This is a genomic window from Actinomadura sp. GC306 (assembly GCF_004348665.1).
GTDB lineage: Bacteria > Actinomycetota > Actinomycetes > Streptosporangiales > Streptosporangiaceae > Spirillospora.
The window spans coordinates 1-20,553 of sequence record NZ_SMKM01000020.1 but is presented as its reverse complement, the minus strand read 5'-3'; the positions used below and the strand labels follow the sequence as shown (position 1 = coordinate 20,553).

Below are 20,553 nucleotides of genomic sequence, written 5' to 3'. Positions count from 1 at the left end.
AAAGGCCGGGGACGGCGTGCGTCCCCGGCCTCAGTGAACTCGCGCGGGTCCTAGAGCGGGGAGACGCCCTCGGCCTGCGGGCCCTTCTGGCCCTGGGTGATCTCGAACGAGACCCGCTGGTTCTCGTCCAGGCTGCGGTAGCCGTTGGTGGTGATCGCCGAGTAGTGGACGAACACGTCCGGGCCGCCGCCGTCGGGCGCGATGAACCCGAAGCCCTTCTCGGAGTTGAACCACTTCACGGTGCCTTCGGCCATGGTCTTTCCCTTCGGGTGTTACTCACCGGCCCGCCGGGCGGCGGACCGGGCTGCAAGCGGACTCATCTCACGTCCGCCGGTCACCCGGAGAAAACGCATTGAGACTGCCTGACTCCCGGCCGGCCTGACCGGGCGCCATCGTGCAACGGAACCGAACCTACCCGATGCGGGGGCACCCTATGCACCGACACTCCTAAACAAGATCCCGCAGGGCCTCGGCGGCGCGGTGGCAGTCGTGGAAGGTGCAGTACAGCGGGGCGGGCGCGAGGCGGACGACATCGGGTTCGCGTGCGTCGGCGACCACCCCGCGGGCCTCGGCGAGCCGCCGGACGAGCCCGCCCGCGTCGGCCACCCGCAGCGAGAGCTGGGCGCCGCGCGCCGCCGGGTCGGCCGGGGTGATGATCCGCGCGCCGGTCTCCGCGAGGCGGGCGGCGAGGTAGCCGGTGAGCCGTTCGCTCTTGGCGCGCAGCGCGTCCATCCCGGCCCGGTCGAAGATCTCCAGGGACGCCAGCACCGGCGCGAGAGCCATGATCGGCGGGTTGGACAGCTGCCACGCGTCGGCGGAGGCGGGCGGGGCGATGGCGGGGTCCATCCGGAACCGGACGGCCGGGTCGGTGCCCCACCAGCCGGCCAGCTTCGGCACGGACGCGTCCCGGACGTGCCGCTCGTGGACGAAGCACCCGGCGACCGCGCCCGGCCCGGAGTTGAGGTACTTGTAGGTGCACCAGGCGGCGAAGTCGACGTCCCAGTCGTGCAGGCGCAGCGGGACGTTCCCGGCGGCGTGCGCGAGGTCCCAGCCGACCACGGCGCCGGCGGCGCGGCCCGCCTTGGTGATCGCGGGCATGTCCATGAGCTGCCCGGTGAGGTAGTTGACGCCGCCGAGCAGGACGAGCGCGACCGTGCCGCCCTCGCGTTCGAGGAAGGCGACGACGTCCTCGGTGCGCAGCTCGTCCTCGCCGGGGCGGGGTTCCAGCCGGACCACGGTCGCGGCCGGGTCGAGGCCGTGGTGGACCGCCTGGCTGGCGACGGCGTAGGAGTCGGAGGGGAACGCCGAGTCCTCGATCACGATGCGGGTGCGGTCCCCGGCGGGCCGGTAGAAGCTCGCCATCATCAGGTGCAGGTTGACCGTCAGCGAGTTCATGGCGACGACCTCGTGCGGCAGCGCGCCGACGAGGCGGGCCGCGGGCTCGCGCAGCAGCTCGTGGTAGTCCACCCAGGGGCGGCGTGCCCGCGTGTGGCCCTCCACGGCGAGCCGCGCCCAGTCGTCGAGCTCCTCGCGGAGCCGTCCGGCCACGGCCCTCGGCTGAAGCCCGAGGGAGTTGCCGGCGAAGTAGGCGGCCTCCTCGTACTCCCCGCCGGGGGCGGGCGGGACGAGGAACTCACCGCGCAGCGTGGGCAGCGGGTCGGTCTCGTCGAGCCGCCGCGCCTCCTCCTCGGCCGTCACTCGCCCCTCCCCTGGGTCGTCATCGAGGTGTCCTTGTTCAAGCGTCGTCGTTCAAGGCGCCGTCATCGTCGCGGCGGGCAGCTCCGCCGGCGCGAAGAAGTCCCGCGCGTTGCCGCCGAGCAGGAGCGCGCGTTCGGCGTCGTCCAGCCCGGGGCAGGCCCGGATGGCCGCGCCCGGGTCCTCCTCCCCCAGCGGGAACGGGTAGTCGGTGCCGAGCATCACGCGCTCCACGCCCATCACGTCGATGAGCAGGCGGAGCGCGCGGGGGTCGAACACGGCGGAGTCGACGTGGAAGCGGTCGACGTACTCCGACGGGGGGCGCGGCGAGTCGGCGCGGACGATGTCGCGCCGGTGCCAGGCGTTGTCGGCCCGGCCGAGCAGGAAGGCGAAGCTGCCGCCCCCGTGGCAGAAGCACAGCCGCAGCGACGCCGGGATGCGCTCGAACGCGCCGGACAGCATCAGCCCGAGGATGCTCAGCTGCGTCTCGGCGGGCATCCCCGACAGCCACGGCAGCATGTGGCCGCGCATCCGGTCCGCGCCGAGCATGTCCCACGGGTGCGCCAGGACCGGCAGCCCGATCCGGGCGCAGTGCGCCAGGAACGCGGTGATCCCCTCGTCGTCGAGGTTGCGGTCGCCGACGTGGTTGCCGATGTGCACGCCGCGGTGCCCGGCCGCCGCCGCGCGGGACGCGACCTCGCAGGCGAGCGCCGGGTCCTGCAGCGGGACCTGGCACAGCGGCAGCAGCCGGCCGGGGGCGTCCGCGCAGAACGCGAGGATGCGGTCGTTCACCAGGTCGCACCAGTCGGCGGCGCGGGACGGCTCGGCCGCGTACCCGAACATCAGCGGCGTGGACGAGACCGCTTGGACGTCCACGCCCGCGGCGTCCATGTCGGCGAGCCGCCGGGCGGGCTCCCAGAGCCCCTCCCGGACCGGCCGGTACTCCTCGTCGCCGCACATCATCATGCCGGTGCCGGCGCCGTCGACGCGCAGCCACGGCTCGCCCTCACCGGTGAGCACGCGGCCCTCGTCGCGGCCGAGCCGCGGGAAGACGTGGGCGTGGACGTCGATGACGGTCACGGGATCACCGTCAGACCCGGGGCGCGGTGGCCGGGGTCATCGTCTGCGGCCACGTCTTCCCCGGGTGGACGGCGCCGCAGTTCGGGCACTTGCGGTCGCTGTCGTAGAAGCCCTGGAAAGCGGGCGGCAGGTCGTCCACAATCGAGCGGACCTGCAGCTCGGCGCGGTGGACGAGGTGGTGGCACTCGGTGCAGTACCACTCGAACGCCTCCCGCAGCCCCTCCGGCCGCGGGATCTCCACGACGAGGCCGATCGACCCGGCCTCGGGCCGCTGCGGCGAGTGCCGCACGTGCGGGGGCAGCAGGAACACGTCGCCCTCGTTGATCTGCACGTCGTTCGGCGGGCGGCCCTCCTCCTCCATGACGCGCAGGACCATGTTGCCCTTGAGCTGGTAGAAGAACTCCTCGGTGGGGTCGTCGTGGAAGTCGGTCCGCTGGTTGGGACCGCCGACCACCATGACGATCAGCCCGGCGTCGTCGAAGACCTGCACGTTGCCGACCGGCGGCTTGAGCAGGTCGCGGTGCTCGTCGATCCAGGACTCGAGGTTGATCGGCGTTCCGAACGACAGCTGGGGCAGGGTCATGCTCCGGCCTCCTTACCGGCTGCGCGGTCCCGGGGGATGTGGGCCACGCACGCGATCTCGATGAGCAGGTGCGGGTGCGGGAGCTGGTGGACGGCGACGGTCGTGCGGGCCGGGCCGGTCTCGTCGAAGTACTCCCCGTACACCTCGTTGTAGCCGCCGAAGTCGTTCATGCTCACCAGGTACGCGGTGACGTTGACGATGTCGGACAGCCCTCCTCCCGCGGCCTCCAGCAGGTCGCGGACGTTGCCGATGACGGCGTGGGTCTGCGCGCGGATGTCGAGGTCGGTGACGCCCATCGCGTCGGCGCGCGCCCCTGCGAACGTCCCGTCGGGGCGGCGGGAGCTCGTCCCGGACACGAACACCAGGTCGCCGGCGCGCCGGACGTGCGGGAACCGGCCGCGCGGCGCGGCCTTGCCCTCGACGAGGATCGCGTCGCCCATCACGTCGTGACCTCCACGGCGCCCAGCCCAGCTCCGGTGACGCGGACGTGCGCGTCCTTCGGCAGCGGCACCGCGGCCGTCGCGGCGCCCGCGAGGACGATCCAGCCCGGTTCGAGCGTCATCCCGGCGCCGAGCGCGACCCGCGCCGCCGCCCGCAGCGACCGCGCCGGGTCGCCGAGGATCGCGGCGGACGAGCCGGTCTGCACGGTCCGCCCGTCGATCTCCACGAGCAGGCCGATGTTCGACACGTCGCGGGGCGGGTGCCAGGCGCCGAACCCGAACCGCGCGGCGGACGCGTTGTCGGCGATGACGTCGGGGAGCGTGAACTTGAAGTCGGCGTACCGGGAGTCGAGCACCTCGAACCCGACCGCGACGCCGGCCACGGCCGACTCGGCCTCGGCGGGGGAACGGACCTCCCGCCCGATCAGGTAGGCGATCTCCGGCTCGATCCGGGGGTGGATGAGGCCGGAGACGTCCACCGACGACTCGGCGAGCATCCGGTCGGTGAGCAGGCCCCAGATGACGTCGTCCACGCCCATCTGCACCATCTTGGCCCGGCTGGTGAAGCCCATCTTCACCCCGGCGAGCCGCTCGCCCCTGCGGCGGCGCAGCTCGATCCCCGCGCGCTGCACGGCATAGGCGGCGGCCTCGTCGAGCGGCGCCTCCTCGGTGAGCCGCGGGATCGCGCGGACGTCCCGGGCCGCGTCGTCCAGCCTCGCCGCGAGAGCGTGCACGTCCGCCATCAGGACTCCTCCCCATTCGATTCGGCGCGGCCGAACGCGACGCGCACGTCGCCCAGTCCGTCGATGCGGGCCTCGAACACGTCACCGGGCGCGGCGGGGACGACCGGGCCGAGCGCGCCGGTCAGCACGGTGTCGCCCGCGCGCAGCGGCCGCCCGACGCGGACGAGGGTGTCGGCGAGCCACAGCGCGGCGTTCAGCGGGTGCCCCAGGCAGGCGGCGCCGTTGCCGGTGGAGACCTGCTCGCCGCGCCGCTCCATCACCATCCCGCAGAGGCGCAGGTCGACGTCCGCGAGCGGGACGGGCCGGTTGCCGAGCGCGTACATGCCGGACGAGGCGTTGTCGGCGACGGTGTCGGCGAGCGTGATGTCCCAGTCGCGGACCCGGCTGCCGACGACCTCGATGGCGGGCAGCGCGAACGCGGTCGCGCGGATGATGTCGGCGGCGGTGTGCCGCTCGTGGGTGAGGTCGTGCTCCAGGACGAGCGCGACCTCCGCCTCGGCGCGCGGCTGCAGCACCGCGCCCGCGGGGATCTCGTCCCCGTCCGGGACGGCCATGTCGGCGAACAGCATCCCGAAGTCGGGGCTGTCGACCCCGATCTGCGCCTGCACGGCCCGCGACGTCAGGCCGATCTTGCGCCCGGCGAGGCGGCGGCCCTCGGTGAGCCAGCGCTCGGTCAGCCGCTCCTGGACGGCGTAGGCCTCGTCGGCCGTGCCGATCAGGTCGCGGACGGGTTCGCACGGCGTGCCGGCGGCGTAGGCGCCGAGGAGCCGCTCGGCGGCGGCTTCGATGTTCGTTGTCACTGGGCTCGCTCTCAGATCTGGACGCACACGTTGACGGGCTCGGAGAAGAAGTCCAAGGAGTACTCTCCCCCTTCCCGCCCGATCCCGGACGCTTTCACACCGCCGAACGGAGTGCGAAGGTCGCGCAGGTTCCAGCAGTTCACCCAGACGATTCCCGTTTCGATGCGGGGCGCCACGCGGTGCGCCCTGGACAGGTCGCGCGTCCACAGCGTCGAGGCGAGCCCGTAGGCGCTGTCGTTGGCGAGGGAGAGGGCCTCGTCCTCGGTGTCGAACGGCGCGACGTGGCAGACCGGCCCGAAGATCTCCTCCTTGACCGTGCGGGCCGTCTCCGGGAGGCCCGTGATGACGGTCGGCTGGACGTAGAAGCCGTTGTCCCTCGCGTCGCCGAACTCCGGGGCACCGCCGCCCGCGACGACCTCGGCGCCCTCCTCTCGGGCGAGGCGGTAGTACGAGAGGACCTTGTCGCGGTGCCCGGCGGAGATCATCGGGCCGTAGCCGCCGAGGGCGTTCGCGCGTTCGGCCAACCGTGCGGTGAACTCCTCGAAGACGGGACGCTCGACGTAGACGCGCTCGGTGCACAGGCAGATCTGCCCGGAGTGGGTGAACGTCGAGCGGACCGTGCCGTCCACGGCCGCGTCGAGGTCGGCGTCGGCGAACACGAGCGCCGGGTTCTTGCCGCCCAGTTCGAACGACAGCGGCGTGACGTGGTCGGCGGCGTTGCGCATGATCGCGGCGCCGGTCGCGGACTCGCCGGTGAACGCGATCGCGTCCACGCCCGGGTGGCCGGTGAGGAACTCGCCCGCCGCGCCCGCGCCGTGCCCGTGGACGACGTTGAACACGCCGTCCGGCAGCCCGGCGTCGTGGACCACGCGGGCGAGCAGCGTCGCGGTGGACGGCGTCTCCTCGGACGGCTTGAGCACGACGGTGTTGCCGCACGCCAGCGCAGGGGCGATCTTCCATGTCGACAGCAGCAGCGGCAGGTTCCACGGCGAGATGACCGCGACCACGCCCAGCGGCCTGCGCACCGTGTAGTTGAGCGCCTCCCCCGTCCCGGAGCTCCATCCGGGCACCTGCGTCATGTAGGCGCGTTCCGGGCGCCCGTACAGCAGGTCGGCATAGGCGCGGAAGTTGCCGATGGCCCGCGGGACGTCCACGGTGGTCGCGAACTCCCGGGACCTGCCGGTGTCGGCGACCTCCGCCTCGACGAACTCCTCGAATCGGGCCTGGATCCCGTCGGCGACCGTCCGCAGCGCAGCGGCCCGCTCCTGGACGCCGAGCGCGCCCCACGGCCCCTTCAAGGCGGACTTCGCGGCGGTCACCGCGTCGTCCACGACCTCCCGCGTGGCCTCCGGGACGGTGCCCAGCTCGGAGCCATCCGCGGGCGCGATGAGCGGGAAGGACGTCCCGTCCGTGCGGAACGTCCCGCCGACGTAGTGTTCGGCCTTCATACCGCGATCCTCCGCCCGGCGAGCTATGCCTGACAAATACCAATCGACCATGGAGCTATCACGATCCTGTGATAGCAAGGGCGCATGCGCCCGCTCGACCTGCTCAACGGACGGCTGAAGCTCCGGCACCTGGTCCTCGTCGTCGCGATCGCCGACCAGGGCAGCGTCCTGCGCGCCGCCGAGCACCTGCATCTCGCGCAGCCCGCCGTGACGCGCAGCCTCCGCGAGGTCGAGGGGATCCTCGGCGTCGAGCTGTTCACCCGCGGCCCGCGGGGCGTGACGCCCACCCTGTTCGGGGACGCGTTCATCGAGCACGCCCGCGCCGCCCTCGCCGAACTGCGCCGCGCCGGCGAGCGCATCACCGGCCTCGCGGACGGCGAGGTCGGCACCGTCACGATCGGCACCCTGCTCGCCGGCTCCAACGTCCTGCTCCCCCGCGCGATCGCCGCGCTGAAGAAGGACAGGCCGGGCATCACGGTGATCGTCCAGGAGGCCACGTTCGACGCCCAGGTCCCCCGCCTCCTGGACGGCGAGATCGACCTGATCCTCGGCCGCCTCAACCCCATCGACGACCTGCACGGCCTCCGGCAGATCACCCTCTACGGGGAGCCGGTCCGCCTGGTCGGCCGGCGCGGCCACCCCGCGCGCTCGCTGCCGGACCTCGGCCTGGCCGACCTGCTCGGCTACCCGTGGGTCCTGCCGCTGGAGCAGACCGCGCTGCGCGCGGAGCTGGAGCAGGTGTTCCGCGCGGAGGGTCTCGCCCTGCCGGGCGACCTCGTCGAGTGCACGTCGGTGCTGACCGTCCGGACCCTCGTCCGCGACACCGACATGATCGCCGCGCTCCCCGAACTCGTCGCGCGCACCGACGCCGACATCGCGCCCCTGCCCGTCCCGCTGGAGACCGTCCGCCGCCAGGTGGGCGTCACCCTGCCCGCGCACCGCGCCCCGACGCCGTCCGCCCGGATCATGCTCGACCACCTGCGCGAGGAGGCCGCCGCGCTCACCGCCTGAGCAGGCCGAGCAGCGCCGCGCCGACCGGCGACTCCGGATCCGCGAGATCGTGGACGACGTCGAAGTGGTCGCGTCCGGGCGCGACGAGCAGCTCCCCGTTGCCCCACACCGGCTGGAACGACCGGGACTGCTCCAGAAACCCGTCCCCGTCGTGCTCCGCGACCACGAACACCGCCGGGCACCGATGCGCCACCGGCAGCAGCGCCGGGCTCAGCGCCGCCGCCCGCGCGAGATCAAGCCGCACGGCCTCGTTCACGTACACGCGCGTGATGGGCCGGATGTCGAACAGCCCGCTGACCGGCATCGCGGCCTTGACCACGTCGCTGGGCAGCCCCAGCGCCTCCTGCCACCCGCCGACCATCGTCATCCCGGTCAGATGCCCGCCCGCCGAACTGCCCCCGACCACGATCCGCTCGGGATCGAGCCCGTGCTCAGGCCCGTGCCGGTACACCCAGGCGATGCACGCCCGCACCTGCCGGACGATCTCCTCAAGCGAAGCGTTGGGCGCGAGCGTGTAGTCGGGCACCACGGTGGCGGCGCCCTGCTCGTAGAGCCCCCGCGCCATGAACGACGACACGCCCCGCGACAGCGCCATCCAGTAGCCGCCGTGCAGGAAGATGAACACGGGCCGCAGCCCTTCGCCGGTCCCCCAGACGTCCAGCCGCTCCCCGCTCACCTCGTCGTAGACGATGCCGGGATGCCCCGGCAGGCCGTCCACGGCACGCGCCGACTCGTCCTTGTAACGCGCCATGTGCCGGGCGAACAGCTCCTCCCCCGCCTTCCGCCGCACGTTGTACGCGACGTCCAGCTCCTCGTCGCTCAACCCGCTCCCAAGCCAGTCACCGTCCACCAGCGTCCACCTCCACTCCCGGGCAGCGTCCAGGATCTACCCCCGATCCCCCACCGGCCCACGCCACCGCGGGGTATCGCACTCATCGACAGTGCCGTCCGGCCCGAAGATCAGATAGCGGTCGAAGTCGTCGGCGAACCAGCGGTCGTGGGTGACGGCCAGAACCGTTCCCGAGTACGAGGCCAGCCCCTCCTGCAGGGCCTCGGCACTGGCCAGGTCGAGGTTGTCGGTGGGCTCGTCCAGAAGGAGCAGCGTCGCGCCCGACAGCTCCAGGAGGAGGATCTGCAGCCGGGCCTGCTGGCCGCCGGAGAGGGTTTCGAACGGGCGGGCACCGGCGGGGGCCAGTTCATACCGGGCCAGGGCGGCCATGGCGTCGTTGCGGGTGAGCGCGTATTCCGACATGACGGTCTCCACGGGCGCACGGGCGTGCAGGTCCGGGCGGGCGTGGGTCTGGACGAAATGGCCGGGGACGACCCGGGCGCCGAGGCGGTAGGTCCCGGTGTGCGGAATCGCCGCGCCGGCGAGCAGGCGCAGGAACATCGACTTGCCGGAGCCGTTGGAGCCCAGGACCGCGACGCGCTCGCCGTACCAGATCTCGGTGTCGAACGGCCGGGTCGTGCCGGTCAGTTCGAGGGACTCGCAGATGAGCGCCCGCTTGCCCGTTCGGCCGCCGCGCAGGCGCATCCGCACATTCTGCTCCTTGGGGGCGCTCTGGGGCGGCCCGGCCTCCTCGAAGCGCTGCAGGCGGGTGCGGGCGGCCTGGCAGGAAGAGGCGACCGCGTCGTTGTTCGCCGCGCGCTGGCGGAGTACGTGGACGAGCTGCTTGAGGCGTGCATGCTCCTCGTCCCAGCGGCGGCGCAGCTCGTGGAGGCGTTCGGTACGGTCGCGGCGGGCCTGCGCGTAGCCCGCGAACCCGCCGCCGTGCACCCAGACGTCACGCGACTCCACCGTGACGATGCGCTCGGCCGCGTCGGCGAGCAGTTGCCGGTCGTGGGACACCAGCAGGACGGTCTTGCTCGTCGCGCGCAGCTTCTCGGCCAGCCACTCCTTGCCGGGGATGTCGAGGTAGTTGTCGGGTTCGTCCAGCAGCAGGACATCGTCCGGGCCGCGCAGGAGGGCCTCCAGGACGAGGCGCTTCTGCTCGCCGCCCGACAGCGTGTTCACTCCGCGGGTTCGCGCCTCGTCGAAGGGCAGGCCGAACGCCATCGTGGTGCAGGCGTCCCAGACGACCTCCATGTCGTAGCCGCCCGCGTCGGTGTAGCCGGTGATGGCCTCGGCGTAGGCGAGCTGGCTGGGTTCGTCGTCGTCCAGCTCCCGCTCGGCGCGCGCCAGCCGCTCCGCCGCGATCCGGACCCCGTCCGGCGCCACCGAGAGCAGCAGGTCGTAGACGGTCCGCCCGTCGCGGACGCCGCCGATGAACTGGCGCATGACGCCGAGGCCGCCGGAGCCCGTCACCACGCCCCCTGACGGCTCGATGTCCCCCGCGATCAGGCGCAGCAGCGTCGTCTTGCCGGCCCCGTTGGGCCCGACGAGCGCGGCGACCACCCCGTCCCCGACGCGGAAGGAGACGTCGTCCAGGAGCAGCCGGCCGTCGGGAAGCGCGTAGGTCAGCCGGCTCACTTCGATATGGCCCATACCCTCACTCGTACATTGTTCGAGTCACTGGATCAGCGGTCTAGTTATCGTTCAATGTACTAGAGTGGCGGCATGATCGAGAGCGTGTGGCTGCGGCGGAACCGGCCCCGGCAGGAGGCGCCGCCCCTGACGCAGGAGCGGATCGTCGCCGAGGCCGTGGCACTGCTGGACGAGGAGGGCGCCGCCCGGCTGACGATGCGCCGGCTAGCCGAGCGTCTCGACACCGGGGCCACGACGCTGTACTGGCACGTCAAGACGAAGGACGACGTCCTGGAGCTGGCGCTCGACGCCGTCTTCGGAGATGTGCCCGTACCCGAGGCCGGGACGAACTGGCGCGCCGACGTGACCGCGCTCATGTCGGGCTGGCGGGCGGCGATGCTGCGCCACCCCTGGTCGGCGTCGGTCCTCGGAGGCCGCCCGCTCCTCGGCCCGGAGGTCATGGCCCGGACCGACTTCCTGTACGCCGCCCTGTCCGGGACCGGGCTGACCGGCACGCGGCTCGCGGGCGCCGCGTACGCGGTCGCGAACTACGTCATCGGCTCGGCGCTCATGGAGGTCGGAGCCCGGCGCGGCGACGGGCCCGAGGCGGAGAAGGCCGCCGAGGAGCATCTCGCCGGCCACCGCGACCGGTACCCGCATCTCGCCGCGCACGGTCATCTCAGCGGCGGCGAGTGGGACGCCGCCTTCCTTCAAGGGCTCGGCTACATCCTGGACGGCGTGGCCCGCACCGAGCCCTGATGCACGGAAGCGACGCCCGGTGGGCCTGCGGGCCCACCCGGGAGGGCGTCAGCCTCCGTTGAGCTGGACGACCTTCAGGCCGGGGGCTCTGGTGATCTCGTCCTGGCAGAAGCGTCCGGTGACCCAGCCCTTCTTCGAGAAGAGGCGGGTCTGGTCGGCGTAGTGGGGGGACGTCGGGTCGGCGGACTGCGAGTACGTCATGAGGGTCCGGGTGTCGGGGCACCGGTCGCCGTCGAAGGAGACCACCTGGACGTAGCTGGAGCCCGTCCTGACCTCGGTGTAGCCCTCACCGGGCGTCCACGTGGCCTCGATCTTGTTGAGGACGCCCTGGTTCTCCGTGCCGCCGCCGATCGGAATCTTCTCGCCGTCACGGGTGACGTACTGGTGGTCGCCGAGGGGCGCGTCCAGGGGGATGTTCGACTTCCGCAGTTCGTCGACCGCGTCGATCAGGGCCTTGCGGGCAGCCCAGGAGGCGGTGTTGAAGTCGCGGGGCGTGTTGACCGGGTCGGACACGTCGAACGGCGTCTTCCACAGGTCCCAGGCGGCGGTGGCCTTGCGCCAGTAGCGGTCGAACAGGAGGGCGCCGCGGCTGCCGGTGTCGGCGGTCCTGTCCCACTCGGCGAGGATCTCGCAGGGTTCGCCGAGCCGCATCTCGCGGCACATTTTCACGGTTCCCTCGGCGGCGAGTTCGCCCGCGTGGTTGCGGTTGGCGAAGACCAGGTCCTGCATGTCCGTGCGGGTGAACCGGCCCTCGTCCAGGTGGTCCCGGACGGCGACCAGGCCGCTTCGGGTGCGGAGGGTGCGTGCCGCGTTCTCGTCGCCGATGATGCGGTCGTACCCGGACAGCGGCTTCGCGGGGTTCGACAGCCAGTGGCTGTCGTTGGAGTTGGTGACGTAGTCGGTGCGGTGCAGCACCGGGTAGCGGCCGGGGTCGAGGATGCCCGGCTGCACGGTGCCGGGGGCCTTGCCCGGCGCGCAGGACGAGCGGGTGCCGTCCAGGATCGCGAGGCCGGCCTGGCGGAACGTCAGGTGGCCGAGAAGGCTGTTGCAGCGGTCCGCGAACTCGTCGGTGACGTTCGGGAGGACCTGGATCTGCGCGAACAGGGCGCTGCCGCGCGAGTCGGCGGCGATCGTGTTGACCCACGGCAGGCCCTGGGTCTGCTTCAGCGCGCGGACTGCGTCGTCGGTGGTGCGGGCCCTGCTCAGGGCGAGCGAGGTGTTGGCGAGGCGGACGTTGGTGGCGTTCGGGTCGGTGAGCGCGTAGGCGTTCCACGTCGTCCACGGCAGGTCGACGGGCGGGACGCTCGTGACGATGGGGCCGTAGCGGCTGCGCCACTGCGTCTTCGTCACCGGCTTGAGGGAGCCGTCCTCCTGCTTGACCTGGACGGTGACCCGCCGCTCGGTCATCTTCTCCTTCTTGCCGTCCACGAAGTAGGACGTCGGGTCGCCGGGCACCAGGCGCAGTTCCGTCAGGCTGAACGGCACGCCGGTGGCGACGGTGTGGCTCCACGCGAAGGTGGCGGTGTGGCCGATGTTGATCGCGGGCGAGCCGAGGAGTCCGGCGCCGCTGACGTCGAGCTTGCCGGGGATCGTCTGGTGCACCTGCCAGAAACGGCGACCGTTGTGCCAGGGGTAGTGCGGGTTGCCGAGGAGGATCCCGCGGCCGTTCGCGGTGGCCTCGCTCCCCACGGCGATCGCGTTGCTGCCCATGGCGTTGTCCGCAATCAGGTTCCGGGCGGCCTCGGCGGCCTCCTGCGGCGACTGCGTGCTGCGTCTCACCGTTTCATCGCCCGGTGGGGCGGCGGCCACGATCTGGTCGGTGCTCCTGCCCGAGGCGCCGAGCATGGCGAGCGCATAGCCGCGGCGGTGGACGTCCAGTTCGGTGACGGGGCGCACCCAGGCGGCGTCCTTGCACGCCGGGTCGGTGATCTCTCCTTCGCGCAGGAACCGGTTGTACCCGGCCGCCCATCCGCGGCTCATCTCGCGCACCTCGGCCGCGGGGCCGTAGGGCGCGGGCGCGGCGATCAGTTTCTCGACGATGCCGCTGTCGTTGACGGACGTGAAGAACACGTCGCTGGCCAGGTTCGTCGACGCCGAGGACAGCGAGCCGTCCGGGGCGGCCTCGGGCCCGAAGTACTTGGAGCGTTCCCCGCTGAGGGTGACGACACCCTGCGCGATCAGGCAGACGTTGTCCTTCGCCGCGGCGTATCCGGTGCCGTAGCCGAGGCCGGCGTAATCCTTCGCGGTGATGTGCGGAATGCCGTACTCGGTGTAGCGAATGGTGGCCGACATGCCGCGTTCGGAACGCAATTCGGTGGCGGCGGAGGCGGGAACGGGCGTCAAAAGGACGGCGCCGAGGACGGCCCCGAAGGCGGCGGTTCCGGCCGAACGCGGGAGATGGCGCGACATTGCGGCTCCTTGATCACAGCGGCTCCGCAAAATTCGCATATACCGACGAATCTGACAAGCCCTCGCGATCAGGGGAGCAATCCGGGGAGGTCGGCGGCGTGGTCGCCGAGGTAGGCGGCCAGCGTCCAGGGGAAGAGGTCGATGGACGCCAGCGCGGCCGCGGTGCAGGCCACGCGCTCGACGTCGTGGCGCCCGCTGTCCGGGTCGTCGAACTCCGGGCCGTGCCTGCGGGACAGGTCCATCGACAGCAGGCGGCACACGTAGAAGGTGCTGAGGCGGTACACGCCGGGGCTCTGCTCACCGCAGGCGAAAACCTGCCGGACGGGTCCCGCGGTGGCGCCCAGCTCCTCGTCCAGCTCCCGCCGCAGCGCCGCCTCCGGGGAGGCGTCCTCCGGCTCGACCCCGCCGCCGGGGGTGATCCAGTAGACGGGACGGCCGGGCCTCGTGCGCCGGAGCAGCACGAGCTCGTCGCCGTCCAGCAGAAGGGCCCGCGCGGTACGCCGCAGCCGGGGAGTCGCGTTCACGGGTTCGGGCCCCTCACGTTTCCGGACGGCCGGCGAGGACCCCGCCATCGTCCCGCACCCGCATCGCCCGCCGGGGCCGTTTCGCCATGGACGCCCGCCCGGGAACGACCGAACCGTACGGCTCGTCCCCTCGGCGGCCCCTCCGCCGTTACCATCACCAGTGCCAAGATCCTGTTGGCATGCTCTGTACCGGAACGGCGTGAAATGGATGATGTGGAGGTCCGGCACCTGCCGGGCGAGCTGCCGCGGCTGTTCGACGACGGCGCCGACGGTGCCGCCGGGCGGACGCTGTCGGTGCCGCTGCCCGAGGGTGACCTCGTCTGGCCCGACCCGGGCTACCCGCAGCGGCTGCTGCTCATGCGTCCCGCGTTCTGGCTGAGCGACGAGCCCGTCCACGGCGAGCTGTGGTGCAGGCTCCGCGCCGAGCACCCCCGGTCGGGGCTGTGGCCGCTGCTGATGGACGAGACCGACCAGCCCTGGGCGTCCGGGCAGATCGCGCCCGAGCCGGCGGCCGAGATCGGCAACTACCACCCGCACGCGTTCATGTCCGAGGTGTGGGCCGACTGGGCCGAGCAGGCCGCCGAGGACGACCACGCCGACCTCGCCCCCTTCGGCCGCCACTGCCCGGGGCTCGCCCCGCCCGGCGTCCCGCTCGACGACCCCGATGCCATGGCCGACCGGTACGCCCGCGTGCTCGCCGCCCGCGGCATGCCGCTCGGCCTGGTCGCGGTGGAGCGCGGCGCGGACGCGCCGGCCGTCGCCGGCTGGCAGGGCGCCCTCAACCACAACGAGTGGACGGCGCCGCTCGCCGCCGTCCTGCGCAGCTGGGAGGACCGCTTCGGCGCGCGGGTCGTCGGGCTCGGCTTCAACACGCTGGAGCTGAGCGTCGCCGCTCCCCCGGTCACCACCCGGCACGCCGTCCACGTCGCGGCCGAGCACTGGGCGTTCTGCCCTGACATCCTGTTCCAGGGGCCGGGGACCCTCACCGGCTACGCCGAGGAGATCCGCGGCAAGACCAACTGGTCCTTCTGGTGGGATTGAGCCCGTGGTACTGAGAAGGCGCGGACGCGCGCTGCCCGCCGTCATCGCGATAGCCGTAGGGCTCACGCTGGCGGCCGACGTCACCGTTCTCGTCTCGGGGCACCTCGGCGAGGACTCCGGCACCGACGACCTCGTGTCGGTCGACCAGGGCGAGGCGCCGCTGGCGCCGTCGGTCGCGCCGCTGACCCGCCGCCACACCCCGCACCTGCTGGTCGCCGGGACGTCGTCGCTGCCGCCCCAGGCCGTCGAGCGCGCCCGGGGCCTCAAGGGGGTCGCCGGGGTCACCGTCGTGGACGCCGCGCGCGCCAGGGTCGGCGGGCGCCGGATGGGGGTGCTCGGCGTCGACCCGTCGAAGTTCCGGGCGTTCGCACCGGAGGCGACGGCCGAGTCCGACCAGCTGTGGCGAACGATCGCGGCCGGCGGCCTCGCCGTGTCGTTCGAGCACGGCCAGGACGGGGCGCTGCCGCTGGGCGCGGTCGTCCCGGCCGGCAGCAGCGAGCGCGCCGGCCGGGTGCGCGTCGGCGCCTACGCCTCGATGGGCATCGGGGACGTCGACGCGGTCGTGTCCCGCGAGCGGGCCAGGGAGCTCGGCCTGCCCGCGGGCAACGCGCTGATCATCAGCGCCCCGAAGACCGACACCGCGAAGCTGGCCGCGCGGCTGAAGAAGATCCTCCCGCGCGGCACGAAGGTCGCGGCGCTCGCCCCGGCCAAGCCCGCGCGGCGGCCGGCCGAGCAGGAGCGGCAGGACGGGCGCGGGGGCCGCGTGCGGCTGACCGGGCGGCCCGACGGCGTCACGGGCGCCTCGACCCCGATCACCGGCAACCGGATGACGCCCACCATGCGGGCGCTCGTGCTGGAGATCGCCCGCCTGTTCGGGCCCTTCCCGGTGATCGGCTGCTACCGCAGCAACGCCGACGCGCAGGACCACGGGCACGGCCGCGCCTGCGACTTCATGGAGAGCACCGGCGGCCGCATGCCGAGCGACGGGGCGATGCGGCACGGCGACCAGGTCGCCGCGTACATCGTCCAGCACGCGCGGCGGCTCGGGGTCTCCTACGTCATCTGGCGGCAGCACATCTGGAACGTGCGGGGCGGCGGCTGGCGCCCGATGGCCGACCGCGGGAGCCTCACGCAGAACCACTACGACCACGTGCACGTCTCGGTGCTGCGCTAGCGCGCCCCAGGGGGGCAGGCCAGGGCGGCTCTGTCAGGGCGGCTCCGTCAGGGCAGTTCCTGCTCGCACCAGACGACCTTGCCGCCGGCGGTGCGGCGCACGCCCCAGCGCTGCGCCAGCCGGCCCACGACGTGCAGGCCCCGGCCGGACTCGGTCATCTCGTCCTCGTCGTCGTGGTGGCGGATGCGGGGCCGGCCGTCGGCCGAGTCGAAGACCTCGCAGACCAGGCCGCCCTCGCGCACGAGCCGCAGCGTGAGCCGGCCGCCCGCGTGCCGGATCGCGTTGGTGACGAGCTCCGACACCAGCAGCATCGTGGAGTGGGCCATGTCGTCGAGGCCCCAGCGGGCGAGCCGGTCGCGGACGAGCCCGCGGGCCCGGCGGACCGCGGCGGGCTCGGCGGGCAGCTCCCAGGTCGCGTGGTGGTCGGCGGGGATGCGCGCCAGCCGCGCCACGAGCATCGCGATGTCGTCGCGGTGCTGGTCGTCGTAGACGCCGTCGAGCGCCGCCTGGCACAGGTCCTCCAGCGGCCGGGCGGCGGCGCCCGGCCCGAACGTGGCCTGCAGGCGGGCGAGGCCGTCGTCGATGTCGCGGGCCCGGTTCTCCACGAGCCCGTCGGTGTAGAGGAACAGGAGCGTCCCGTCCTCGACGGTGAACTCGCGGCTGACGATGGGGCCGTCGCCGCCGACGCCGAGCGGCGGCGCGGGCGGCACCGGCAGGTACTCCGAGTCGGCTCCGGGCGGGGCGAGCAGCGGCGGCAGGTGCCCGGCGCTGGCGACCTCGCAGCGGCCGCTGACCGCGTCGTAGACGACGTAGGCGCAGGTGGCGAAGTGCGGCTCGCGCTCGCCGAGCGTCCGCATCAGCGAGTCGAGCCGCTCCAGGGCCTCGGCGGGCGGCAGTTCGAGCCCGGCGAGGGTGTGGATGGCGGTGCGGAGCCGCCCCATCGTGACGGCGGCCTTCACGCCGTGCCCGGCGACGTCGCCGACGACCAGCGCGACCCGCGCGCCGGGCAGCGCGATCGACTCGTACCAGTCGCCGCCCACCTCGATCAGCCGGCTGCCCGGCAGGTAGCGGTGGTGCACCTCGACCGTGGACGGCGCGGACAGCCCGGTCGGCAGCAGGCTGCGCTGCAGGGTGAGGGCGGTGGCGCGCTCCCGCGAGTACTGCCGCGCGCTCTCGATGAAGATGGACGCCCGGTTGGCGAAGTCCATCCCGATCTCGACGTCGTAGGCGTCGAACGGGCGGTGCGCGGCGTTGCGGGTGCAGACGAAGAAGCCGAGGACGCCCGCCGCGGACGTGATCGGCAGCAGCAGCATCGAGGCGCCCTTGAGCAGGTCGGCGACCGGCGGCCGGCGCCAGGCCGCCGCGAGCCGGGCGGCGCCGTCGCGGCCGAGGGAGCGCAGTACCGGCTCGCCCGAGGCCATGCACAGCGCGTAGGGGGTGCCCTCCGGGTAGACGAGGGACTCGCCGGTGGGGAACGTCGCGTCCCAGGCCGGGTCGTCGTCGTCGAAGCCGATCGCCATCCGGCGCATCTGCGGGCCCTCGGGCCCGTCTGGCGGCTCGTCGGCGTCGATGTGGCTCTCGACCAGCAGCAGGGCGCCGGAGTTGCAGAAGTGCGGGACGAGCACGTCCATCAGGCCGCGCGCCAGCATCTCCAGGTCGAGGGTGGAGCCGATCCGCGGGAGCGCGTCGTCCAGCAGCGCCCGGCGGATCACGGCCGGGTCGACGAACCGGTCGGCGAGCGGCACCGGGACCCGGACGACGGCGAGGGCGACGACGTCGGGCCCGCCGCCGTTCATCGGGTGGACGGTGACGACCGCGTCGAGCATGCCGCCCTCGGGGTTGTCCACGGCGAGCATCGCGGTCCGCTCCCGGCCGGCCTTGATGGCCTCCAGCAGCGGGTCCCGCGCACCGGGGATCAACTCGTCCAGGTCGGCACCGCGCAGGTCGTCGCCGTCCGGGGCGAGAACTGCGGCGGCGTTGCGGTCGAACTGGAGTATTCTCCCCGACGAATCCATGCCGAGAATCAGAATTCGGGTGGACGACTCCATCGCTCGATTATGGGACATCGCGGGCCCGCGTGCGGCCGATACGGCGGGGGAAACCGCCGGGGAATTCCGTCGCCCGTGTTCCAGCGTCGCGGTCATCCGGAAATTCCTCCTTCGCGACTCCGCCGCGCCTCTGCCGCTACTCCGCCATGCCGCCGCCGGGTCAGGAACTTCCGAAGACCTGCGGCGGCGGGACGGGCGCGACGATCTCCTCGCCGTCGCGCAGCGGCGCCGCGCCGGCGCAGAAGGCGGCGAGGTCGCCGTCCGCCAGCAGCCGGGCCCGGACGATACCGCCCGCCGCCTTGCGGGTCAGCTCGGCCACCGGCAGCGGTGCCGGGGACCCGGCCACGATGAGGTTGCCGAACCGGCGGCCGCGCAGCACGCCCGGGTCGGCCATCAGCAGCGTGTGCGGGAACACCGACCGCACGGTGGCGGCGACCCTGCGGGCGAACGGCAGCCGGAACCCGTCGGCGACGTTGGCCATGTACACGCCGCCGGGCCGCAGGACGCGCGCGGCGTCCTGCACGAACTCGCGGGTGGCGAGCTCGGGCGGCATGGACGCTTCGGCGAACGCGTCCATCACGACGAGGTCGTCGGCGTCGTCGGCGAGCGCGGCGATGCCCGAGCGCCCGTCGATGATCCGGATCCGCAGGCCCGGGATGCCCTTGACCGGCAGCCGCTCGCGGACGAGCCGCACCAGTTCCGCGTCCGGTTCCAGGACGATCTGCCGCGACCCCGGCCGGGTCGCGGCGATGTAGCGGGGCAGCGTGCAGCCGGCGCCGCCGATGTGGACGGCGTCGAACGCCTCGCCGTCGAGCCCGAGCGCGTCGACGACGTCGCCCATGAGCCGCATGTACTCGAAGTCGAGGTAGGTGGGGTCGGACAGGTTCACGTAGGACTGCGGCACGCCGCCGACGAGCAGCATCCAGCCGCCGTCGCGGTCGGCGTCGCGGAGGAGTTCGGCCTCGCCGCCGTCGACCCGGTGGACGTTCGGCCGGGGGTCCCGCCTGCCCTTGCGCGCCATGCCCCCACCCTACGGAACCCCGGCCGGCGCGCCCGCCGGACGTCAGGTCCGTCCGGTGGGGGCTTCCCCGGCGGCGAAGTGGCAGGCGCTGGGATGCGCGGAGCCGTCCCGCTCCACCAGCGCGGGCTCCCGCTCGGCGCACACGTCGCGGGCCTTCCGGCAGCGGGTGCGGAACCCGCAGCCGGACGGCGGGGCCAGCGGCGACGGCGGCTCCCCCTCCAGCCCGGCCCGGTCCGTCCAGCCGGGCGCGTCCGGGTCGGGCACGGGGACGGCCGACAGCAGCGCCTGCGTGTACGGGTGGGTCGGGTGCTCGTAGATCTGCGGCGCGCCGCCGGTCTCGACGACCTTGCCCAGGTACATGACGGCGACCCGGTCCGAGATGTGCCGGACGGCGGCGAGGTCGTGCGCGATGAACACCTGCGCCAGGCCCAGCTCCCGCCGCAGGTCGCCGAGCAGGTTCAGGACCTGGGCCTGGACGGAGACGTCCAGCGCCGACACCGGCTCGTCGCACACGAGGACGTCGGGGCGCAGCGCCAGGGCGCGGGCGATCCCGACGCGCTGGCGCTGCCCGCCGGAGAACTGGTGCGGGTACCGGTCGGCGTGGCCGGGGTCCAGGCCGACGAGCTCCAGCAGTTCCCGCACCCGCGCCCGCCGCGCCCCCTTCGGCACGGCGTCCGGGTGGATCGCGAACGGCTCGCCCACGATGTCCCCGACCGTCATGCGGGGGTTGAGGGACGAGTAGGGGTCCTGCAGCACGATCTGGATGCGGCGGCGCAGCGCCCGCAGCTCGGGTTTCGGCAGCGCGAACACGTCGCGCCCGGCGAAGCGGACCGTCCCGGCCGTGGGGCGCTCGGCGGCGAGCAGCAGCCGGGCCAGCGTCGACTTCCCGCAGCCGGACTCGCCGACGACGCCGAGGGTCTCGCCCCGGCGCAGCTCCAGGTCGACGCCGTCCACGGCCTTGACCAGGCCCACGGTGCGTTTCAGCACGACGCCGCGGGTCACCGGGTAGTGCTTGGCGAGCCCCTCCGCCCGCAGGATCGGGGCCTCGTCAGAGTGCGGCACCGTGGACCTCCGCGGCGAAGTGGCAGGCGGCGGCGTGGCCGGGCGCGACGGCGGCGAGCGGCGGCGCCTCCGCCGCGCAGACCGCCTCCGCGCGCGGGCAGCGCGGCCGGAACGGGCAGCCGGGCGGCAGCGCGGCCGGGTCCGGCGGCGCGCCCTTGATCGGGACGAGCGGCCCGCCGCGCCGGTCGAGGCGCGGCACCGATGCCAGCAGCCCGCGGGTGTAGGGGTGGGCGGGCCGGGTGTACAGGTCC

Annotated in this window: 20 protein-coding genes; 4 read left to right on the top strand and 16 right to left on the bottom strand. The window is 73.4% G+C overall.

The window, feature by feature from the left end:
* Positions 1 to 50: 50 nt before the first annotated feature.
* The 8 genes from E1200_RS05290 to E1200_RS05255 form a co-directional block, all read right to left on the bottom strand.
* Positions 51 to 254, bottom strand: a complete 204-nt coding sequence (locus E1200_RS05290; RefSeq protein ID WP_131950648.1) for a cold-shock protein — start codon at positions 252 to 254, stop codon at positions 51 to 53.
* Between the two features lie 193 nt (positions 255 to 447).
* Complete coding sequence (gene kynU, locus E1200_RS05285; protein ID WP_131950647.1) at positions 448 to 1,698, bottom strand: kynureninase; 1,251 nt, start codon at positions 1,696 to 1,698, stop codon at positions 448 to 450.
* 51 nt (positions 1,699 to 1,749) lie between these two features.
* Entirely contained in the window at positions 1,750 to 2,775 is a 1,026-nt protein-coding gene (locus E1200_RS05280) for an amidohydrolase family protein (RefSeq protein ID WP_131950646.1), read from the bottom strand.
* A 10-nt stretch (positions 2,776 to 2,785) separates the two neighbouring features.
* Positions 2,786 to 3,358 (bottom strand): 3-hydroxyanthranilate 3,4-dioxygenase, encoded by a 573-nt coding sequence (locus tag E1200_RS05275; RefSeq protein ID WP_131950645.1) that lies wholly within the window; start codon positions 3,356 to 3,358, stop codon positions 2,786 to 2,788.
* Entirely contained in the window at positions 3,355 to 3,798 is a 444-nt protein-coding gene (locus E1200_RS05270; protein WP_131950644.1) for a RidA family protein, read from the bottom strand. Before E1200_RS05270 ends, E1200_RS05275 begins: the two co-directional genes overlap by 4 nt.
* On the bottom strand, positions 3,798 to 4,541 hold the full coding sequence (locus E1200_RS05265) for a fumarylacetoacetate hydrolase family protein (RefSeq protein ID WP_131950643.1): 744 nt from the start codon (positions 4,539 to 4,541) through the stop codon (positions 3,798 to 3,800). Before E1200_RS05265 ends, E1200_RS05270 begins: the two co-directional genes overlap by 1 nt.
* A complete protein-coding gene (locus E1200_RS05260) occupies positions 4,541 to 5,341 on the bottom strand; it encodes a fumarylacetoacetate hydrolase family protein (RefSeq protein WP_279483918.1) in 801 nt (266 codons plus the stop codon). Before E1200_RS05260 ends, E1200_RS05265 begins: the two co-directional genes overlap by 1 nt.
* An 11-nt stretch (positions 5,342 to 5,352) precedes the next feature.
* Positions 5,353 to 6,789 (bottom strand): 2-hydroxymuconic semialdehyde dehydrogenase, encoded by a 1,437-nt coding sequence (locus E1200_RS05255; protein WP_207933188.1) that lies wholly within the window; start codon positions 6,787 to 6,789, stop codon positions 5,353 to 5,355.
* Positions 6,790 to 6,873: 84 nt separating this feature from the next.
* On the opposite strand from E1200_RS05255, the gene E1200_RS05250 reads away from it, so the two are divergent.
* Positions 6,874 to 7,800, top strand: coding sequence for a LysR substrate-binding domain-containing protein (locus E1200_RS05250; protein WP_131950641.1), 927 nt, complete (start codon positions 6,874 to 6,876; stop codon positions 7,798 to 7,800).
* Here E1200_RS05250 and E1200_RS05245 read toward each other — a convergent pair.
* Complete coding sequence (locus tag E1200_RS05245; RefSeq protein ID WP_243708349.1) at positions 7,790 to 8,650, bottom strand: alpha/beta hydrolase; 861 nt, start codon at positions 8,648 to 8,650, stop codon at positions 7,790 to 7,792. The genes E1200_RS05250 and E1200_RS05245 overlap by 11 nt on opposite strands.
* 36 nt (positions 8,651 to 8,686) lie before the next feature.
* Entirely contained in the window at positions 8,687 to 10,285 is a 1,599-nt protein-coding gene (locus tag E1200_RS05240) for an ATP-binding cassette domain-containing protein (protein WP_131950640.1), read from the bottom strand.
* Between the two features lie 72 nt (positions 10,286 to 10,357).
* Between E1200_RS05240 and E1200_RS05235 the strand changes: the two genes are divergently transcribed.
* Entirely contained in the window at positions 10,358 to 11,023 is a 666-nt protein-coding gene (locus E1200_RS05235; protein WP_131950639.1) for a TetR/AcrR family transcriptional regulator, read from the top strand.
* A gap of 48 nt (positions 11,024 to 11,071) precedes the next feature.
* Here the strand turns inward: E1200_RS05235 and E1200_RS05230 are convergent, their stop codons facing one another.
* Positions 11,072 to 13,432 (bottom strand): penicillin acylase family protein, encoded by a 2,361-nt coding sequence (locus E1200_RS05230; RefSeq protein ID WP_131950638.1) that lies wholly within the window; start codon positions 13,430 to 13,432, stop codon positions 11,072 to 11,074.
* 68 nt (positions 13,433 to 13,500) lie between these two features.
* On the bottom strand, positions 13,501 to 13,956 hold the full coding sequence (locus E1200_RS05225) for an NUDIX hydrolase (RefSeq protein ID WP_243708348.1): 456 nt from the start codon (positions 13,954 to 13,956) through the stop codon (positions 13,501 to 13,503).
* 204 nt (positions 13,957 to 14,160) lie between these two features.
* Between E1200_RS05225 and E1200_RS05220 the strand changes: the two genes are divergently transcribed.
* Together E1200_RS05220 and E1200_RS05215 are read left to right on the top strand one after the other, a co-directional pair.
* Positions 14,161 to 14,997, top strand: coding sequence for a DUF4253 domain-containing protein (locus E1200_RS05220; protein WP_131950636.1), 837 nt, complete (start codon positions 14,161 to 14,163; stop codon positions 14,995 to 14,997).
* A gap of 4 nt (positions 14,998 to 15,001) precedes the next feature.
* Complete coding sequence (locus tag E1200_RS05215) at positions 15,002 to 16,171, top strand: hypothetical protein (protein ID WP_243708347.1); 1,170 nt, start codon at positions 15,002 to 15,004, stop codon at positions 16,169 to 16,171.
* A gap of 47 nt (positions 16,172 to 16,218) precedes the next feature.
* On the opposite strand, the gene E1200_RS05210 is transcribed toward E1200_RS05215, so the two are convergent.
* From E1200_RS05210 to E1200_RS05195, 4 genes are all read right to left on the bottom strand, one after another.
* Positions 16,219 to 18,186: an ATP-binding SpoIIE family protein phosphatase gene (locus tag E1200_RS05210; protein WP_131950635.1), complete on the bottom strand. Its 1,968-nt coding sequence runs from the start codon at positions 18,184 to 18,186 to the stop codon at positions 16,219 to 16,221.
* A 193-nt stretch (positions 18,187 to 18,379) separates the two neighbouring features.
* A complete protein-coding gene (locus E1200_RS05205; protein WP_131950634.1) occupies positions 18,380 to 19,240 on the bottom strand; it encodes a fused MFS/spermidine synthase in 861 nt (286 codons plus the stop codon).
* Positions 19,241 to 19,282: 42 nt separating this feature from the next.
* Positions 19,283 to 20,302, bottom strand: coding sequence for a dipeptide ABC transporter ATP-binding protein (locus E1200_RS05200; protein WP_131950633.1), 1,020 nt, complete (start codon positions 20,300 to 20,302; stop codon positions 19,283 to 19,285).
* Positions 20,289 to 20,553 (bottom strand): oligopeptide/dipeptide ABC transporter ATP-binding protein (locus E1200_RS05195; protein ID WP_347813199.1); only part of this gene is annotated, 265 nt, incomplete at its 5' end. The genes E1200_RS05200 and E1200_RS05195, both read right to left, overlap by 14 nt.

What these genes read in the sequence shown, in the direction of transcription:
- E1200_RS05290 (WP_131950648.1), bottom strand. Translation starts at nt 254, where the DNA reads ATGGCCGAAGGCACCGTGAAGTGGTTCAACTCCGAGAAGGGCTTCGGG.
- E1200_RS05275 (WP_131950645.1), bottom strand. Translation starts at nt 3,358, where the DNA reads ATGACCCTGCCCCAGCTGTCGTTCGGAACGCCGATCAACCTCGAGTCC.
- E1200_RS05270 (WP_131950644.1), bottom strand. Translation starts at nt 3,798, where the DNA reads ATGGGCGACGCGATCCTCGTCGAGGGCAAGGCCGCGCCGCGCGGCCGG.
- E1200_RS05265 (WP_131950643.1), bottom strand. Translation starts at nt 4,541, where the DNA reads ATGGCGGACGTGCACGCTCTCGCGGCGAGGCTGGACGACGCGGCCCGG.
- E1200_RS05255 (WP_207933188.1), bottom strand. Translation starts at nt 6,789, where the DNA reads ATGAAGGCCGAACACTACGTCGGCGGGACGTTCCGCACGGACGGGACG.
- E1200_RS05250 (WP_131950641.1), top strand. Translation starts at nt 6,874, where the DNA reads ATGCGCCCGCTCGACCTGCTCAACGGACGGCTGAAGCTCCGGCACCTG.
- E1200_RS05240 (WP_131950640.1), bottom strand. Translation starts at nt 10,285, where the DNA reads ATGGGCCATATCGAAGTGAGCCGGCTGACCTACGCGCTTCCCGACGGC.
- E1200_RS05235 (WP_131950639.1), top strand. Translation starts at nt 10,358, where the DNA reads ATGATCGAGAGCGTGTGGCTGCGGCGGAACCGGCCCCGGCAGGAGGCG.
- E1200_RS05230 (WP_131950638.1), bottom strand. Translation starts at nt 13,432, where the DNA reads ATGTCGCGCCATCTCCCGCGTTCGGCCGGAACCGCCGCCTTCGGGGCC.
- E1200_RS05220 (WP_131950636.1), top strand. Translation starts at nt 14,161, where the DNA reads ATGGATGATGTGGAGGTCCGGCACCTGCCGGGCGAGCTGCCGCGGCTG.
- E1200_RS05210 (WP_131950635.1), bottom strand. Translation starts at nt 18,186, where the DNA reads ATGGATTCGTCGGGGAGAATACTCCAGTTCGACCGCAACGCCGCCGCA.
- E1200_RS05205 (WP_131950634.1), bottom strand. Translation starts at nt 19,240, where the DNA reads ATGGCGCGCAAGGGCAGGCGGGACCCCCGGCCGAACGTCCACCGGGTC.